Annotated in this window: 12 protein-coding genes, 1 tRNA gene and 1 pseudogene; 4 read left to right on the forward strand and 10 right to left on the reverse strand. The window is 62.0% G+C overall.

Translation table 11 applies throughout. The features are described from left to right. Nucleotide 1: 1 nt before the first annotated feature. Both C6382_RS11085 and C6382_RS11090 read right to left on the reverse strand, forming a co-directional pair. Nucleotides 2–889 carry a DMT family transporter gene (locus tag C6382_RS11085; protein ID WP_107024534.1) on the reverse strand — a complete coding sequence of 296 codons (888 nt, stop codon included), beginning with the start codon at nt 887–889 and terminating at the stop codon, nt 2–4. A 102-nt stretch (nt 890–991) separates the two neighbouring features. After that, nucleotides 992–2,014: a DUF4917 family protein gene (locus C6382_RS11090; protein ID WP_107024535.1), complete on the reverse strand. Its 1,023-nt coding sequence runs from the start codon at nt 2,012–2,014 to the stop codon at nt 992–994. Between the two features lie 117 nt (nt 2,015–2,131). Here C6382_RS11090 and C6382_RS11095 point away from each other — a divergent pair, with 117 nt between their 5' ends. Next, the gene (locus C6382_RS11095; RefSeq protein ID WP_371919613.1) at nt 2,132–3,199 is read left to right on the forward strand and encodes a glycerophosphodiester phosphodiesterase; all 1,068 of its coding nucleotides are present in this window, start codon (nt 2,132–2,134) and stop codon (nt 3,197–3,199) included. A 70-nt stretch (nt 3,200–3,269) separates the two neighbouring features. Further along, nucleotides 3,270–3,899, forward strand: coding sequence for a LysE family translocator (locus C6382_RS11100; RefSeq protein WP_107024537.1), 630 nt, complete (start codon nt 3,270–3,272; stop codon nt 3,897–3,899). 73 nt (nt 3,900–3,972) lie between these two features. On the opposite strand, the gene C6382_RS11105 is transcribed toward C6382_RS11100, so the two are convergent. After that, nucleotides 3,973–5,673, reverse strand: a complete 1,701-nt coding sequence (locus C6382_RS11105; RefSeq protein WP_107024538.1) for a SulP family inorganic anion transporter — start codon at nt 5,671–5,673, stop codon at nt 3,973–3,975. Nucleotides 5,674–5,792: 119 nt separating this feature from the next. Then, nucleotides 5,793–6,336 (reverse strand): annotated as a pseudogene (locus C6382_RS11110) (serine acetyltransferase). Between the two features lie 141 nt (nt 6,337–6,477). On the opposite strand from C6382_RS11110, the gene C6382_RS24350 reads away from it, so the two are divergent. Beyond that, nucleotides 6,478–6,801, forward strand: coding sequence for a hypothetical protein (locus tag C6382_RS24350; RefSeq protein ID WP_256589073.1), 324 nt, complete (start codon nt 6,478–6,480; stop codon nt 6,799–6,801). A gap of 33 nt (nt 6,802–6,834) precedes the next feature. Here the strand turns inward: C6382_RS24350 and C6382_RS11120 are convergent, their stop codons facing one another. The 3 genes from C6382_RS11120 to C6382_RS11130 all read right to left on the reverse strand — a co-directional run bounded on the left by C6382_RS11120 (nt 6,835) and on the right by C6382_RS11130 (nt 11,703). Continuing rightward, on the reverse strand, nt 6,835–7,671 hold the full coding sequence (locus C6382_RS11120; RefSeq protein ID WP_107024539.1) for an alpha/beta fold hydrolase: 837 nt from the start codon (nt 7,669–7,671) through the stop codon (nt 6,835–6,837). A gap of 130 nt (nt 7,672–7,801) precedes the next feature. After that, nucleotides 7,802–10,924, reverse strand: a complete 3,123-nt coding sequence (locus C6382_RS11125; protein ID WP_107024540.1) for an autotransporter domain-containing protein — start codon at nt 10,922–10,924, stop codon at nt 7,802–7,804. 95 nt (nt 10,925–11,019) lie between these two features. Further along, on the reverse strand, nt 11,020–11,703 hold the full coding sequence (locus C6382_RS11130) for a response regulator transcription factor (protein ID WP_107024541.1): 684 nt from the start codon (nt 11,701–11,703) through the stop codon (nt 11,020–11,022). A gap of 76 nt (nt 11,704–11,779) precedes the next feature. Here C6382_RS11130 and C6382_RS11135 point away from each other — a divergent pair, with 76 nt between their 5' ends. Further along, on the forward strand, nt 11,780–13,825 hold the full coding sequence (locus C6382_RS11135; RefSeq protein WP_158262105.1) for a sensor histidine kinase: 2,046 nt from the start codon (nt 11,780–11,782) through the stop codon (nt 13,823–13,825). Nucleotides 13,826–13,895: 70 nt separating this feature from the next. Here C6382_RS11135 and C6382_RS11140 read toward each other — a convergent pair. From C6382_RS11140 to C6382_RS11150, 3 genes are all read right to left on the reverse strand, one after another. Then, nucleotides 13,896–13,969, reverse strand: a tRNA-Gly gene (locus tag C6382_RS11140). Between the two features lie 155 nt (nt 13,970–14,124). Further along, nucleotides 14,125–15,006: an alpha/beta fold hydrolase gene (locus tag C6382_RS11145; RefSeq protein WP_107024543.1), complete on the reverse strand. Its 882-nt coding sequence runs from the start codon at nt 15,004–15,006 to the stop codon at nt 14,125–14,127. A gap of 319 nt (nt 15,007–15,325) precedes the next feature. Further along, a complete protein-coding gene (locus C6382_RS11150) occupies nt 15,326–16,018 on the reverse strand; it encodes a pseudouridine synthase (protein ID WP_107024544.1) in 693 nt (230 codons plus the stop codon). Nucleotides 16,019–16,020: the final 2 nt, after the last annotated feature.

Genomic DNA, 16,020 nt, shown 5'->3' on the forward strand with positions numbered 1-16,020 from the left:
ATCAGGCCCGCACTGGCGCCGGATGCACACGAGTCTTGCGCCCTAACACCACGGTAGCGATCACCCCCGCCGCAAACACCCAGGTAATCGGCTCGACCTGCTCACCAAAGAACAGTGCGGAAAAGGCGATGGTGAAGAAAATCTGCAGCAACTGGATCTGACTGACCCGCGCAATACCGCCCAGGGCTAGCCCGGCATACCAGGCAAAGAAGCCGATGAACTGCGAGAACAGCGACACATAGCCAAAAGCCCACCAGGCCTGCGCGCTGACTGGCCCCTGATGTTGCAAGGCCAGGTACACCACCGGGCCAATCAACAGCGGGCTGGCCAGCACCAGGGCCCAGCAGATCACCTGCCAGCCGCCCATCTCCCGCGCCAGTCGCCCACCTTCGGCATAACCCAGGCCGCCGACGGCAATGGCCGCGAGCATCAACAGATCACCGGCCTGAATCTGCCCGGCACCCATGATCATCGCGTACACCAGCACCAATGCACTGCCCAAGGCCGCACAGCCCCAGAAAGCTATCGACGGCCGTTCGCGGGATAGCCAGGCAGCATAGAACGCGACGCACAAAGGCTGCAGACCGTTGACCAGGGCACCGTGGGACGCAGGTACCGTCTGCATGGCCCAGGCGGAAAACACCGGAAAGCCAAGGATCACCCCCAGCGCTACCAGGCTCAGGCCTTTGATCTGTTGCCAGGTCGGCCATTTTTCCCGACGCCAGAGCAGTAACGCCGCTGCCGGAATGGCCGCCAGCAGGGCGCGGCCGAGGCCATTGAGCAACGGATGCAGTTCCTGCACGACGATACGGGTCATCGGCAAGGTCAGGCTGAAAATGATGACACCGACAAGGCCAAGGGCCATCCCGGTGTTTTCGCGGCTGGACATAGCAAAAGCCTGTGGCAGATAAGTCCGCTCATTGAGCCACAGCCGGCACGGATGATCTTGTTACAGTTGGTCACAAGTTCGTCCGTACAGTTTGCCGCACGGTCACCGCCGCTTGCGAACCGGCACGGGGACCTGGACTTCCAGACCGGGTGCGCCCAAGGGGTGGCTGCTGGCGTCGAAGAAGTACAGCGGCAGGTCGGCAGTGTCGGCAAAGCGTTGGGCGTAATGCTGCTTCTGGCTGATGATCGAGGCCTCGCTCAACGGCCGGATGGCAATCGCCAGGTGTGTCGGGCGGGCCTGCTTGAGCGCTTGCAGCAGGTGACGGTCGCTGTTGTCCAGGTGCTGGCCGAACAGGCACAGCCCACCTTGATGCCCCGCCAGTTCGCCCAGACACCAGCTCAGGTAGTCGGAACTGCGGATCGCCTTGAGCTTGTCGTCGCTGCTGCTTTCGTTGACGAACAGCGGCACATCACCGGGGGTGTTCACGGCAAAACCATCGAGCAACTGGCTGTCGCTGGCACTGCGCTGGCGCGTGCTGCCATCCTGTTGCTTGAGCAGGTGCAAGCCACCGTGCAGGTACAGCAGGCGGGTGCCGGGGGTGCGCGTGTGGCGGATATCGAAACCGCCTTCCTCATCGAACAAGGACTGGAAGCCGTCTGCGGACTGACTGGCGGCCCAGTGGCAGAGCAGGTCGTAGTTGCTTGAATAGACGCTGTGGTAATTGCGCAGTTCGTTGTTGATCAGTTGCAGGGTCGACTTCGGCAGCAGGCGCCAGGGTATATGCACGCTACGCACGGCGTGAATCAGCGCTTCCTTGATCGCGTAATAGCGGTTCAGCGGCGCGGAAGAGCTGATTGCCAGGGCGGCGTTGATGCGTACCGTGGTGTTCAAGGCGCTGAGCACCGGTTCGAACAACTCGCTGCCAAGGGATTTGAACAAGGCCTGGTCGGTCAGGCTCAAGGGTTTGTGGCGCACCCGCTGGGCTTCTTCGAACAGCGAGAAATAGGTGAACGGGCGCCACAACGCTCGACTGGCGCCGTTGCCCAACAGCAAGCCGCTGCACGGGTGCTTGGCAATCAGTTCAGGCCAGAGGTGGAGGCTGGCGTCGAGGTCGGCGTGGGGCATAGGGTCACTGTTCCAGGTGGGTCGCTTGATCGGCGCGACTGTAGCATGCCACCGGGTTGTCATCAGGGTCGGTGACTATGCTGGTTTCGTTGATAATGAAGAGGAAGCGCCATGACTTTGCAAGGAATCTGCACATTTGCCTGTCTACTTCTGCTGCCCCTTGCCGGGCTGGCCGAGCCTGATCAGGGCCTTGAACTGGCGGCCCGCCAGGGCATCCCGTACCCGGCAGTGATTGCCCATCGCGGTGCATCGTTCGATGCGCCGGAGTCCACCGCCCCGGCTTATCTGCTGGCCCGGGAGCTAGGCGCGGATTATCTGGAACTGGATCTGCAGCGTAGTAAAGACGGGGTACTGGTGGCGGTACACGACGACAACCTGCAGCGCACCAGCGATGTCGCCCAGCGCTTCCCCGAGCGCAAGGACAGCCCGGTCAGTGCCTTTACCCTGGCCGAACTCAAGTCGCTGGATGCCGGCAGCTGGTTCAATCAGGCCAATCCAGAACGAGCGCGGGAGCGCTTCAAGGGCTTGCAGATCCTCACCCTGGACGAGGTCATGGACATCGCCGAAGGCCATCCAGACAAGCGTCCCGGGTTGTATATCGAGACCAAGGTGCCGACCTTGTTCCCAGACATCGAGGCCGACCTGAAGGCGCGTCTGCAGGCGCGCGGCTGGCTCGACCGGCCTGGACGGGTGGTGCTGCAGAGCTTTGATCGCAACAGCCTGGCGTTGCTGCACAAGGAAATGCCGCAAGTGCCCAAGGTACTGCTGTTGTGGATCGGCAAGGGCAACATCGAACCTGCGTCCAGGCAGAGCTTTGCTGAATCCGGCGAAACCGACAAGGCCGCGTTCTATGCCCGTCAGCAACCCCGGGACAAGGCCGAGTTTGCCCGCTGGCTTGATTACGCCAAGGACGCCGGGGCCATCGCTACCGGACCGTCGGCAGCGCTGACAGCGGGCGGGGCGCAGAGCTATGCCGACCTGGTGCAACCGTGGATGAACCAGCTGACGCACGACAAAGACTTGCTGGTGCACGTGTACACCGTCGATGAAGATGTGGACTTTGCCAAGGTCATGGCGGCCGGTGTCGACGGCATCTTCACCAATCGCAGCGGCCAGCTCCTGCGTTACTTCGCCAGACCGCCCACGCTGAACGAAGCGCAGATCCTCGAGGCGCAGGGCTATTGAGCATCTGGCCTGACGTCAGCGGCTGCCGTAGACTTCGGCCTTTGCGCACTCGCTCAGGAACCAGTCGCCGATGACCTTCTCGCTGTTGTTTGCCGTGCTGGCTTCCGGATTTATCTATGGCATCACCCCGGGGCCGGGCGTGCTCGCGGTGCTGGGCATTGGCGCGTCGCGTGGACGCAAGGCCGGTGCCGGCTTCCTCTGCGGTCATCTGTTGGGCGACGTGCTGTGGTGCAGTACGGCGCTGGTGGCGATTGTCGGTGCCCGCCAGATCGGCAGTTCGGTGTTCGACATTCTCGGTCTGCTCAGCGGCCTGTACCTGTTCTGGCTGGGCTTGCGTGCGCTGCGCAGCCGTCCGGGCAATGGCCAGGGTGAGCAGGGAGCGGTACGCCAGCCGTTCTGGCACGGCATCGTGTTTGGCCTGACCAATCCCAAGGCCTACCCGGTGGCGGTGGCGACTTTTACCGCGCTGATCTCCAGCCGCGCCGAAACCCTGGAATGGTCAATGCTGCCGGCGCTCATTGCCTTGAGTTTTCTCGGCGGCCTGCTGGCCTACGTGATTCTTATCGCTATCGTCGGCGCCCGTCATGTGCGCACCCTCTACACCCGCTATGAACTGTGGATCACCCGTGCCTGCGGGGTGATGTTCATCGGCTTTGCCGTTAATGCCCTGATGCATGCCTTGCCGGGGTTGATGCCGTAGCGCTAGCGGCGGTTTCATCGCGGGGCAAGCCCGCTCCCACAGGCCGTTAACCCGTAGGAGCCTTGCCCCGCGATCATCCAGACACCGTCTCCCTGCGCATGCGGTTATGCCACAACCGATACGCCCGAATCCCCGAACGCACCGAACCGAACAGCATCCCGTTCTCCATTTCCCGGGCGATTCCCGAACGTACCAGCATGCGCAGGAAACGCCCGCGCGCCCGCGCAATGCCGAAGTGGATACCGTGCGCCTCAAGGGTTTCACGTACCTCTCGTAGCGCCGCAATACCGCTGACGTCGATGGAGCTGACCGCCTCGGCATCGAACAACACCGCACGCGGCTCAGGCTCGCGTTGCACTGCTTCGAGCAGGCGCATCTTGAAGTAGTCGGCATTGAAGAACAGGATCGCGTCGTCGAAGCGATAGACCACCAGGCCTTTGACCGTACGCGCGTCCTTGTGTCTTTTGATATCTACCTGGCCTTCAATGCCAGGCACCCAGCCGAGCACCGCGTCGGTGGGTTGGTAGATGCTGTGGAGCAGGCGCAGGATGGCCAGGGTCACGGCGATGATGATGCCCGGCAACACACCGACACCGAGCACGCCCGCGGTGGTCAGCACACACAGCCAGAATTCGAAACGGCTGAGCTTGTAGATCTTGCCCAGCGACTTCACGTCGATCAGGCCCCAGCCGGCCATCAACAGCACCGCGCCCAGAGCTGCCTGGGGAATCCAGGCCATGGGGGCGGTGAAGAACAACAGGATCAACGCGATTACCAGAGCAGCGATGATACCCACCAGCTGGCTCTTGCCACCGACCATGTCGTTGACCGCGGTGCGCGAGTCGGCGCCACTGACGGCGAAGCCCTGGGAAACCCCGGCAGCGATGTTGGTCACCCCCAGAGCGAGGAACTCGTGGTTGGCATTGATCGCATAGCCATGCCGGGCAGCAAAGCTGCGGGCGGTCAGCATCGCGCTGCAGAAACTCACGGTGGCGATACCCAGGGCGTCACGCAGCAGGCTTTTCATTTCTTCGAGGTTGGTCTTAGGCCAGGCCAGTTCTGGCATACCGCCTGGCACCGGGCCGAGAATCGCCACGCCGAAGCGGTCGAGGCCAAACCCGCCGACCACCAGTGTCGCGAGCGCCACTGTCACCAATGCGGCGGGCAGCCGGGGGAATTGGCGTGGCAACCAGATCAGTAACGCCAGGCCGACCAGGCCGATGCTCAGCGTCACCCAGTGGATTTCCTCCAGGCGTTGCAGCAGGTTGATCAGGCTGAGAATGAAGCCGTTGCCTTCGATCTGAAAACCCAGCACCTTGCCTAGTTGACCCGCCAGCAGGCTCAGGCCGATGCCGTTGAGGTAACCGATCAGAATCGGGCGTGAGAAAAAACTGGCGATAAAGCCGGCACGCGCCAGCCCGGCCCCGATCAGCATCAGGCCGACCAGAATGGTGACAATCACCGATAACTGCGCCAATCGAGTGGGGTCACCCAGCGCCAGCGGCGCAATGGCCCCGGCGACCATGGCGCAAGTCGCCGCATCCGGCCCGACCATCAACTGTCGCGAGCTGCCGATCAGGGCATAGACCATCATCGGCAAAACGCAGGCATAGAGCCCGTACTGCGGCGGCAGACCAACAATCTGCGCATAGGCGATGGCGATCGGAATCTGGATCGCCGCCACCGATAAACCGGCCTGCAGGTCGGCGTGGAACCATTCACGGCGATAACGCAGGAGATTGGCCAGGCCCGGGAGCCAGCGAGAGAGCAGCATGAACGGGTCCTTTCGAGAATGTCGCAACAATGCTGAAGAGTACGCAATAGCGCTAATTAAAGCGCATTGCGTGTTCCGGGGCAGGGTGTCAGATCAAAAGGTCGAGTCGGGACAGCACACTAGCTGCGCATACAGGCTTCGCGTTTGTTGTAGAAGGTACAGTCAGAAGGAACATCCTTGGTGACCAGGCTCATCGCGCCAATGACAACATTGTCTCCGATCGTCAGGTGGTCAGCGATGATGCAGCTGTTGGCCCCGACGCTGACGTTGTCGCCAATTCTCAAATCGTAGTGATCGAGTCCTAGCGTCTTGATTCCGACGGTCGCGTTCTGACGAACGAAGAAGTTGCGGCCAATGTTTGCATGGCCGGTAATCACCACGCCCGGCAGGTGTGCAATTCGCAAACCCGGCCCGATGGATGCCGTGATGTCGATGTCCACTGCGTATTTCAGGTTTAGCCGTTGCTGCATCTTGCGCGCGCGCGGACCAGAACCCACCTTTGCTGTGAAGGTACTGGGCAAGGCGGAACGAGAACAGGAACCGTAGCTTGTTGTCCTTCCTGGTGCGACGAACAATGTTGGAGATCAGCCCGGTGCGGCTGCCCTGTTTTTTCTTGTTGGAGACTTCAAGTCGCCAACATTCAAACAACCATTCAAGCGTCACGCTGTGGTTCCTCGGAGGGGGATTCATAAGGGCTTTGCCGGTGGTATGCGCTTGGCGCCTCGCCGAAGGGGACTATCAGGTCGTCGAGGTTGAACATTATATGCTTGACGCTGCGTTCAGTCTGGTCCTGCGCCTGCAGCCATGCTGTCCACCCATGCCGGCGGGGGAACTGTGGATCTGGGCGTGGTGTTTAAGCTCGTCGAGCGCATGCGGGGGACCACTGGCATTGGCTACAGTATCCCGCGTGAAGGCAACACCGTGGAATACATCACGCCTGAACTGCGTGACAACCCGGCGATCTCCCTATTGTCTTTGGTGCTCGATTCGCTGTTTCCGATCAAGGTCTTGTCACCGGCGGGCATGCGCTTGAGTACCCGGCTGTGGACGCGGGTGATTAGCGGGAAGTGCGGTAAAGGGTGTGGCCGTGAGACATCGATCGGGGGCACATCGTTCTCCGATTCATGACATACCAGGCCTCCTGGCCTCTCATCGCGGCCATCAGTCGACGGCGTGCTGTTGCCATAGCTGTGCCCAGTGCTGCACCCAGCAACAGCGATGGTCAAAACCGGCCAGCACGCTGACCTGGGCGCGATTGCCGGGCGGATAGCCGGCGACGAAGGATTCCACCAGGCGCGGGGGAATCGTCCGATCCTGCTCGCCCAGCAGATGGACCTGCTCCACGCCGGCCAGTTGTGGGCGCAGCGCCACTGGATTGAGCGAACCGAGCAAGGGCGTGACGCGGTGGTGACCGGTCCACGCGGCGTGGTCGAGATTACCGGCGACGGTGATGACTCGAACCACATCGTTGCGCCGTGCCGCCAGCAGCAGGGCCAGGGCGCCGCCACCGGAATAGCCGATCAGCACCAGACGCTGCGCGCCAGCGCGCTGCTTCAATTGCTCTGCGGCGCGATCGAGGCTATGCACCACCTCTTCGGCGAAGCGCGCCCCGGTCCAGTAGCGCGTTTGGCAGGGTGCGCTTGAGCTGCCCAGGTACTGACAGGGGCGGCCCAGGTAGGCGGCGTTGCCGCGCGGCTGTGCCAGCGCCAGACGCAAGGCAAGCGGGTTGAGTGGGGTAGGGTCGAGGGAGGGCTGTCGTGCGTTGCGCCAGGCGAAACCGTCGCCTTCCAGATAGAGTGTCAACACGTCGTCCTTGTCCCAGCGTTGCGACGCAAAGGCTTGCAGGCGGAAGATTCCGGCCTCCAGTTCCAGCGCCTGCCAGTGCTGCCCCTGCGCCAGTTGCGCGGCCTGCTGACGGCGTTCGTCAGGGCTGGGGAAGGACGTGCAGGCAGCGAGCACTGCCAAGCCGAGCAGTAGCCCGAGTGGGCGTAAGTGCATGTGCGGATGAACTCCATGAGTGTGTCGTGCTAACGAGCACCGCGAGTCAGCGCGGGGATGTCAGTATGCCTGTCTTGTAAAAAACAAGGCCAGGTCGCGAGACCTGGCCTTGGGGTGTCACGGCAGCACTTTAGAATGCCCAGCGTGCCTTGAGCGAGGCGCCCTGGTTGGTGAAGCCGCTGCGCGCCTCGGCGTCGTAGCGCAGGCTGACTTCGGTGCCGTTGTCCAGGGTGTGGGTCAGGCCGAGGCCCGCGCGGGCCAGCCAGGGCTCCATCTCCATGCCCGGGGTCTTGAAGGCGGCACCTGGCGCGCCAGCGTAGAGGGATGTGATCGATGACTGTTCGTTGATCACGTCGTACCCTGCACCGAGGTTGGCGCTGAGCACGGTGGCCTCGCTGAAGGCGTAGTCGAGCTTGCCGTCGACACTGAACAGCAACTCTTCGCTATCGCTGCCTTCCACGTTCAGGTTCAGTGTATCGGCGCCTTTTTCCTGGTAGTCCTCGCTTTCGATCCAGGTGTAGTCGACACGGGCCGACGGCACGAAGGTCAGCTGTTCGGACAACCGCAGGCTGTGGCCGATCCCGATGCCAGCATGGGCGCTATAGCTGTCGTAATCGGAGGTGGCGGTGAGGTTGGCGAAAGGCATGTGGCGTTTGCCTTCGCTGCGGTTCTGACCGACGTCGAGCTGGAAGTTCAGTTCGGTATCTTCGGCCAGGGCATAGCTGCCATAGCCGATCAGCAGGAAGGTATCGATCTTGGCGCTCTGCGGGGCAACGCGCGAGTCGTTGTCCAGGTTGGTGCGCGCGTAGGCGAACGCCATCCCCAGGCGTGTGGTCTCGGAGAGGGCGGCGTCAGCACCGATGGCCAGGCCCTGGGTGTCAGCGTCGTAGCCGGAGATGCCGCTGCGCTGGTCCTGCTCGGCCTGGGAGCCGAAGGTCTTGAGCCACAGGTTGTCTTCGGTCTGCGGGGCATCGCCGGAAGACAGGCCACTATTGCCGGCCTGACGGGCCTGGATGACCCGGTTGATCCCGGCCAGGGTGCTGCTGGTAGCGCTGCTGGTGTTACTGGCAGCGGTAGGCAGGGTGGAAGTGACGGCGTCGGAGACTTGCTGCTCGCTGGTCAGACCGACGAAATGGCTGGCCAGTTCGCTGCTGGGGCTGCTGCGAATCACCTGGTCCAGCACCTGGGCAGCGCCGACGGCGGGGGCGTTACCAAGATCGGTGACGATTTCTTCCACCAAGCCGGGCGCTACAGGCTCTGGTTTTTCCGGCTTCGGTGGTTGTGGTTGTGGTTGCTCAGGCTTCGGTGGCTGCGGTTGTTCTGGGGTTGGCGTCTCGGGTTTTCCTGGCTTTTCGGGCACCGCTGCAGCCAGGGTCAAGCTGACGTTGTTACCCTCTTTAACAGCACCAAAGTTGAACAAGGTCGAGTTGTCGGTGACGGCAAAGGTGCCGTCGCTGACCAGCTTGCCTGCGCTGAGCACGTTTTGCAGGCGCTGAGTGCTGAAGCTGTGGTTGGGCGTGGCGACGTTGACGTCGATCTTGGCGTTGCTGGGCAGGGTGGCGGTGCCGTCGACGGCCAGTTTGCCGTAGCGGGTGTCGTTGGCGACGCCGATCTGCAGGGTACCGCTGGTCGCCTGCTGGTAGTCGCCGTGGAGGGCAGCGCTGGTGCCGGCGGCCAAGGCCACGGTACCGGCATTGTGGAAACCTTGGCTGACGGTAATGCCGTCGGCCATCAGCCCCGGAAGTACCTGGGCGCTGGTGGATGTGCCAGCGCCCATGTTCAGGGTCGCGCCTTGCTCGACGGTGAAGCTTTTTACGCTGAAGGCGTTGCTGCTGCTGAAGGTCGCTTTGGATTTCACCACCAGCTCGGCGCTTTGCGCGAGCACATCGCCCTGGAAGGCCGCCGTGTTGTCGCCCTTGATATATAGATGGTCGAAGTGGGTGGCGACACCGGTGTCGAACAGCGCGAGGACGCTGCCCTTGACGATGCCGCTGTTGGTGAACGCGGTCAGTCGGGCGCCGTCCTGAATGTGAATGCCAGCGCTGGGCTGCTGATCGGAACCTTCGATACGGCCGCTGTTGTTGAGGTGGGTGACCGTGCTGTTATCAATGATCTGCAAGGCAGCCTCTTCACCTTTGATTACGCCGCCTTGCTGGTTGTCGATTTCTTCGACCTGGCTTCGGTCAACAACCAAGCCATATGCGCTTTGGATGGTGCCACTGTTGGTGATCTTGCGCACCGTGCTGCCGTCGGAGACCTCAATGCCGTTGGAGTTACTGCGGATGACGCCTTGATTGAGTATGTCCCGAGTTTGGCTGCGGCCCGTCAGTGACAGCGCGGCAAGGTGGCCGTTGCCAAGTCCGAGCAGACTGCCGGTGTTGATAATGTCGCCGCCGATGGTGGACTCGTTCAGATGGATTGCGCCCTGACCGCCCTCTATGACGCCACTGTTGTACAGGGTTTCGCCGATGCTGAAGCGGCTGAGCACCAGCGCAGCCTGCGTGGCACTCTCGGAATTGCGCAGGGTGCCTTCGTTGGTCAAGCTACCCTCGATAAGTGAGTTGTCGCCATAGAGGGCTGCACTCAGCGTGCTTGCGCTGCCGATGGTGCCCATGTTGTACAACTGATTACCGATTCGCGCATTGTTTTGCAGGCGGATGGCGTTGCCTCCTGCGGTATTGAGAAGGGTGCCGCTTGGGGCGTTGACCAGGCCGCGCAGCGTGGCACCATCAATGAGCAGGGCGGCACCGTCGGAGTGGTTGGCGGTGATTTCTCCGGCGTTGCTCAGCGCAGTCAGCGTGTAGCCGTTTTTCAGTTCGATCCCATAATTGCCGCCCTGGATCTGGCTGCCTGCGCCGTTCTCCAGCCAGTTACCTCGCATGGCACCGTTCAGTTCGATGGCAGTCTGACTACTCGTGATGATGCCTGCATCGCTGGTGATTTGGTAAAAGCCGGACGGCGCGGTAATAGCCGGGCCATTCTGGTTGTAAATTTCGCCCGTGACCCGGACGCTGCCATTGGAATTGTTCAGCGTGCAGGTGTCGTGGCCAGCCGACGAGCCAGTTATAAAGTTATCTGGCCGGGTGCAGACCTCGGTCGCCGCCAGCGCCACGCCCTGTTGGCTCAGGCCCACCAGAGCGGCGGTCAGCAGCAGGCGACCACTTGCGCGCTTGCCTCCAGCGCTGGCGTGTTCGTCGGCGACCATAAAGGCCTGGCGGGTGTGGCTCCAGATGATGCGGAATGCTCGGTTCATGCGGCTTCTCGGTTGACTGCTGTGGCCGTGAGGTAGATAGGCGCGCGAATCTAACCGATTGAGCAGGCACTAAAACTGAGCGAATCTGAGCGCTGTCAGGTCTGGATGTGTACCGCGGTGTAGAAGCAATACCCGGCATTGCGCAGGGTTTTGACTGGCAGACGTTGGCCGCTGGCTTGTTCGACGTTACGGCGCAGGCGGCGCATCTGGGTATCCAGGCGGCGCTGGTCGTACTGCAGGAAGTCTTCGCCCAAGGCCTCGACCACTTGTTGCCGGCTGACATCGCGGCCGACCTCTTGCATCAGGCAGCGCAGCACCAGCAGGTCTTGTTGCGACAGGGCCACCGGTGGGGCGCCGGGCGGGGTCAGGCGCCGAGCCCCCAGTTCCAGCAGCCAGGGACGCTCTTCATGCTCGAAACCCAAGCGTCTTTGCAGCGACGCCAAGGTGGCGGCCAGCTCGTCGAGATCACAGCCTTTGGCCAGGTAGTAGTCGGCGCCAATATCCAATCCCTGGATGCGCGCGGCGGTGCCGCCGCGAGCGCTCAGTACCACGATGCCCAGGCGATGGCCGGACTGGCGCATGCGACCGATCAGCTGCAGACCATCGCCGTCGGGCAGGCCCAGGTCGAGCACGGCGATCGAGTGACGCTGGGGGGCGAAGCGCTGGTGGAACTCATGCAGGTTGGCGGCGGTGTCGGTGGCGAAGCCGCAGTCGTCGAGGAACTCGCACAGTTCCAGGCGCAGTACAGGGTCGTCTTCGAGGAGTATCAGGCCGGTCATTGCAAGGGTTTCAGGTGTCGGGACGCAATGAGCGTGCGAGGAAAAGATACAGAGCGGCATGATAGCATTCTGCATCATGAATACGATTCGGCTTTTTCTCATTTTTCTGGCACTGCTGGGCTATGGCGTTTGTGCACAGGCAGCGCCTCTGCAACTGTTTACCACGGCGGGGGCGACTGCAACCACCGGCTACTTGCAGCGCCTGGATGATCAGGGCGGCGTGCTGACCCCGGAGCAAGCGCTGCAAGCGCAGGGTTGGCAGTCGTTGCCGTCAAGCCTTAGCGCCGGTTTTACCCGTTCACATGTCTGGTTGCGGGTGAACATCTTGCCGATGGGCGCTGGCACGCAGCGCTGGAGGCTGCGCCTGAGCAACGCGCTGGTCGATGATGTGCGCCTGTATCAGCGCGATGCGCTGGGCGCCTGGCAGCTGCAGCGCGCCGGTGAGGACCTGCCGCGCAAACTGTGGCCGACCGACTACCGCACGGCGGTCTTTCCTCTGCAGTTGCAGGGCGGTGAAGCCGAGGTGTTGCTGTTGCGGCTGCACACCAAAAATGCCCTGTCGGTCAGCCTGGACATTGTCCCGCGTGACTATTTCGGTGACGCCAGCCGCCGCGAGTACATTGCATACGGATTGTACTTCGGCCTCTATTTGATGCTGTTCGGTTTCCACGCGGTGTTTTGGCGCCTCTCCCAGGCACCGGAAAGTGGCTGGTACCTGTTGTATGTCGGTTTCTGTGTGTCGATTGAAGCTTTGACCATCGGCCTGCCGCAGCAGCTGTTTGGCCTGCCCGTGTGGTTGAGCGACCCATTGCTGGGTGTGGCGATGGCGCTCGGCCTGCCCATCGGCGCGGTGTTTGCCACGCGCCAGTTGGCCCTGGCACAGGTCTATGGGCGCCTGGCACGCCTGCTCACGGGACTGGCGTGGCTGGTTGGCGGCGTGGCTGCCGTAGCGATCTTGCTGGGTTTTTACCGCGAAGCCATGCCGCTGGTGCTGAGCGTTTCTCTGACGATGATCCCGGTGATGCTCGGGCTGGCCATCTGGCTTCTGGTGCGAGGGCATCGTCCGGCGCGCTTCTATCTGCTGGCTTTCGGCATTTACTACGCCGGGGTGACGGTTGCCTTCCTGCGCAATTTCGGCGTGCTGCCAGCGACCTTCTGGACGGACCACGCGGTGGCCTTGGGCACCATGCTGCACATGGGCGTGATGAGCCTGCGCATTATCAGCGACTACAACCGCCTCAAACGCGATAAGGAGTATGCCCAGCGGCAAACCAGCGAGTTGATGCGGGAACAAAACGTGCGTCTGGAATCTACGGTGGCGGTGCGCACCTGCGAGCTGCGTGAGGAGCTGCGGCGCCGCGAGCAGCTTGAGCAGGAACTGCGCGCAGCGCTGGCCCAGGCGCAGCGCATGCGCGAGGAGCAGAGCGATTTCGTCGCCATGGTCTCGCACGAGTTCCGCACACCGCTGGCGATCATCAACACGTTGGCCCAGCAGCTGTCCCGGCAATTGGATGCGCCGCTGGAGAAGAGCCAGCGGCGTTGCCAGAACATTCGCGACGCGGGCAGCCGGCTGATGGTCCTGGTCGACGACTACCTGACCCACGACCGCATGGCCGATGCCCAGCCGACCTCCCGCTTTGTGCTGTGTGACCTGGGCGCGCTGCTGGAAGGGTTGTTGGCGGACTTCCCGCAAGGGCGCATCGCCTTCGAGCATCGCCTGGCCGAAGGCAATTACTGGTGCGATGCCGGCCTGTTGCACGTGGCCGTGCGCAACCTGCTGGCCAACGCCAACCGGCATGCGCCCGCAGCAGCCCGTGTGCAGCTCGCTGTATGGGCAGAGGCCGGGGTTATCTGCGTGAGCGTATGTCATCCGGGGCCGCGCATTCCTGAGGACGAGCAGGCTCGTTTGTTCCACAAGTACTACCGCGGCCGCCAGGCGCAGCACAGTGCCGGTGCTGGTTTGGGGCTGTACATGGTGCGCCGGATTGCCGAGCTGCATGACGGGACGGCAGAACTGACCGGATATGGTGGCGAGGTGGATATCTGCTTCCGACTGAATCTGCGCCTGTCGCGATCGCAGATCGAGAGTGAAGTGCTGTCCGTCGCGTTGGTGTCGTGCTGACCGGGGAGGCCGAAAGTTTGAGGATTATGTCGCTGGAGGCTTTGCTGCGGGGGGATGTAGAGAAGGAAACTGGAGCGGGTGAAGGGAATCGAACCCTCGTTATCAGCTTGGGAAGCTGGAGTAATGCCATTATACGACACCCGCTTGCAGGGCTGACGTTGTACCAGAAGCGCATCGCAATTTGAAGCCTTGTGATGCAAAAAGCCTGGCGCGGTGGCCGGTAGCGTGAGGTCAGGCATCTTCCTTCTGCCCGATAGGGCCGCTGATGCAAGAGGCTGCGCTACCGCCAACCAGGGTATTCAGATCGCCAGTGCATGATGCTCCTGGACGTACTGACTACGTACGCGGGACTCCCGGGCGGCGGGTTTGAGGAAACCCAGCAAGGCATCACGCGTAGCATTGCAGGCGGCCTTGTGCTCCATGTCGAGGAAGTGGCCGGTGGCACGAATCTCGCTGAAGTGGCTGTTGCGCACATGCTGGCTGAACTGCCGGGCATCATCGGTGGTGGTGTATTCATCCCACTCGCCATTCATGAATAGCACCGGAATATCGATGACACGGGCCGAGCGCAGGGCATTGTCCAGGTCGTGGTCGAGCACCTGGTTGATGTGAAAGTGCATCTGCGCGTATTCGTGGTTGTCCAGGCTGCTGACGTGCCGATAGTTGAAACGCTTGAACAGCGACGGCAGGTGTTTGCCGATGGTGTCGTTGACCAGGTTGCCGACCTGGTAACGGTCACAGGCGCTGAGGTACTGGCAGCCACGTTCGAGGTAGTCGCGCATCGGTTCGTTGATCACTGGCGAGAACGAGCTGACCACGGCCTTTTCGATACGCCGCGGCTTGTGCGCCAGGGCCAGCAGGGTGCAGGCACCGCCCCAGGAGAACGACATCACATGGTCGGCGGCGAAGTGGTCGATCAATTCGAGGAGAATTTGCCCTTCGGTTTCTTTGGTCAGCAACTGCTCATGACGGTTGTGCGCCTTGGACTTGCCGGCATAGGGCTGATCGTAGAGCACCACGTTGAATTGCGGATGCAGGCTGCGCACCGTCTGGGCAAACGAGGCCGTCGTGGCCAGCGAGCCATTGATCAGGATGATCGTCTTCTCAGCGTCTGCGCGATAGAACTCCGTGTAAACCCGATACTGACCTTGTATATCAAGCACAGCAATTTCTGGCCTCATGTCGTCGACTCCTGGCGCAAAAAGGGTGTCCGCACATGCAAGGATGCGCGTTCTTTATGACAGGTAGGCATACGCCTTGAAGAGAAGCTGAGGGCCCTTGTCGATCCTGTAACGCCGGTCGACGGGTATTGTTCTAGGTGGGCAATCTGCCGGACCCCGGTGCTTCGAGGCACGGGTGGCCAGCAAAAAGGTGTCTTGGACTACGGGCGTGACTGATTAGTCACATGCAGACCGACGATTGGATTCAAGCAGGCAGCGGAGTAACCCGCAAGTGCCTTTGGGGAAATTGACGGAACTTTTCTGCCAGGCGGTCGTGACCTCAGATCGCCAGGACTTCCTCGGGATAAAGGGCGCGGTACTCGCCGGGACGCAAGCCCGGGTCCAGTTGCAGCGGGCCCATGGATTCGCGGTGCAGGCGCAGCACCTTGTTGTCGAAGTGGCCGAACATGCGCTTGACCTGATGGTAGCGGCCTTCAACGATGCTCAGACGCGCGCTGCGCGGACCGAGCAGGGTCAGTTCGGCGGGCAGGGTGGTGAGGTCTTCGAACGCGAAGTAGAAGCCCTGGCGAAACTTCTCGATGTAGTGAGGCTCGATGACCTGCTCGGTTTCGACATAGTAGATTTTCGCCAGCTTGGTTTGCGGCTGGGTCAGGCGCCGTGACCACTGGCCGTCGTTGGTCAACAGCATCAGGCCGGTGGTGTTGAAATCCAGGCGCCCGGCAATGTGCAGCTCATGCTTGTCCGCTTCATCGATCAGTTCGAGCACAGTGCGGTGCTCCGGGTCCTGGGTGGCGCTGACGCAGCCCTGGGGTTTGTGCAGCATCAGGTAGCGCGCCGCACGCCCGGCCTGCAGCAGTTGTTCATCGACCTCGATACGGCTGAACTCTCGCACTTGCAGGCGCGGGTCGCTGACGCAATAGCCGTCTACGCGCACTCGCCGCTCTGTCAGCAGCAAACGTACTTGCTGACGGTTGAAGCAGGGCAGGTTGCTAAGGAATCGATCGAGACGCATAC

Source organism: Pseudomonas sp. BBP2017 (assembly GCF_003024385.1).
In the GTDB taxonomy this organism is placed as follows: domain Bacteria; phylum Pseudomonadota; class Gammaproteobacteria; order Pseudomonadales; family Pseudomonadaceae; genus Aquipseudomonas.

Excerpts from the sequence above, each read along its gene's own strand:
- C6382_RS11085 (WP_107024534.1), bottom strand. The coding sequence starts at position 889 with ATGTCCAGCCGCGAAAACACCGGGATGGCCCTTGGCCTTGTCGGTGTC.
- C6382_RS11090 (WP_107024535.1), bottom strand. The coding sequence starts at position 2,014 with ATGCCCCACGCCGACCTCGACGCCAGCCTCCACCTCTGGCCTGAACTG.
- C6382_RS11100 (WP_107024537.1), top strand. The coding sequence starts at position 3,270 with ATGACCTTCTCGCTGTTGTTTGCCGTGCTGGCTTCCGGATTTATCTAT.
- C6382_RS11105 (WP_107024538.1), bottom strand. The coding sequence starts at position 5,673 with ATGCTGCTCTCTCGCTGGCTCCCGGGCCTGGCCAATCTCCTGCGTTAT.
- C6382_RS24350 (WP_256589073.1), top strand. The coding sequence starts at position 6,478 with ATGCTGTCCACCCATGCCGGCGGGGGAACTGTGGATCTGGGCGTGGTG.
- C6382_RS11120 (WP_107024539.1), bottom strand. The coding sequence starts at position 7,671 with ATGCACTTACGCCCACTCGGGCTACTGCTCGGCTTGGCAGTGCTCGCT.
- C6382_RS11125 (WP_107024540.1), bottom strand. The coding sequence starts at position 10,924 with ATGAACCGAGCATTCCGCATCATCTGGAGCCACACCCGCCAGGCCTTT.
- C6382_RS11130 (WP_107024541.1), bottom strand. The coding sequence starts at position 11,703 with ATGACCGGCCTGATACTCCTCGAAGACGACCCTGTACTGCGCCTGGAA.
- C6382_RS11135 (WP_158262105.1), top strand. The coding sequence starts at position 11,780 with ATGAATACGATTCGGCTTTTTCTCATTTTTCTGGCACTGCTGGGCTAT.
- C6382_RS11145 (WP_107024543.1), bottom strand. The coding sequence starts at position 15,006 with ATGAGGCCAGAAATTGCTGTGCTTGATATACAAGGTCAGTATCGGGTT.
- C6382_RS11150 (WP_107024544.1), bottom strand. The coding sequence starts at position 16,018 with ATGCGTCTCGATCGATTCCTTAGCAACCTGCCCTGCTTCAACCGTCAG.